The 381-nt window shown below is 61.2% G+C and carries 1 protein-coding gene; it reads left to right on the top strand.

From position 1 onward, the window contains the following. Nucleotides 1–381, top strand: a 381-nt coding sequence (locus tag AF337_RS32945) for a cysteine hydrolase family protein (protein ID WP_152971311.1), incomplete at both ends; no start/stop codon positions are given.

Here is a 381-nt window from a genome sequence, read left to right as displayed (position 1 = left end):
AATCCGTCGCTCAGGATCGGCGACGAAGGTCCGATGGGCCGCATCCTGATCTCAGGCGAACCCGGCACGGCAATCCTGCCGGAACTCGCTCCGGTGAAGGGTGAAGTCGTCATCGAAAAACCCGGCAAGGGCGCCTTCTACGCCACCGAACTTGGCACCGTGTTGCAAGAGAAGGGCATTCGTCAGCTGGTCTTTGCTGGTGTCACCACCGAAGTCTGCGTGCAGACGACGATGCGCGAAGCAAACGACCGCGGCTACGAATGCCTGCTGCTGGAAGACTGCTGTGGTGCGACCGACCACGGAAACCACCTCGCCGCGATCAAGATGGTGAAGATGCAGGGCGGCGTCTTCGGCTCGGTCTCCAATTCCGCGGCTCTAATC

This window comes from Rhizobium ecuadorense (assembly GCF_001187535.1).
In the GTDB taxonomy this organism is placed as follows: Bacteria; Pseudomonadota; Alphaproteobacteria; order Rhizobiales; family Rhizobiaceae; genus Rhizobium; species Rhizobium ecuadorense.
This window is presented reverse-complemented; position numbering and strand designations above follow the sequence as displayed.